The sequence below is a fragment of the Saccharothrix sp. ST-888 genome (genome assembly GCF_000955975.1).
Classification (GTDB): domain Bacteria; phylum Actinomycetota; class Actinomycetes; order Streptomycetales; family Streptomycetaceae; genus Kitasatospora.
On the sequence record NZ_JYJF01000966.1, the window covers coordinates 1 to 304 of the forward strand.

General features: G+C 68.8%; 1 protein-coding gene. It reads right to left on the reverse strand.

Going from position 1 to position 304, the window contains the following annotated elements:
* Window positions 1–304: chorismate synthase (locus UK12_RS35190; RefSeq protein WP_045307292.1), on the reverse strand; the 304-nt coding region annotated here is incomplete at both ends.

Consider the following 304-nt stretch of genomic DNA (forward strand, 5'->3'; position numbering starts at 1 on the left):
GATCGGCTTCATCGCCGCCCGCACCCGCAGCAGCTCACCCGTCGACAGACCACCCTCGGTACCACCCGAACGCCCCGACGTACGCCGGACACCCTCAGCCGTCGGAACGATCTCGTCATGCGCCAACGATCCCGGCACCCGGGCGAGTTCGAAACCGTCACCGACCTCCACACCCTTGATCGCCTGAATACCCATCAGCGCGGCCGCGAGCCGGGCGTCCAGACGGCGGTCCCAGTGCACATGCGAACCCAGGCCCACCGGCACCCCGTACGCCAGCACCTCGACCACACCACCCAGCGTGTCA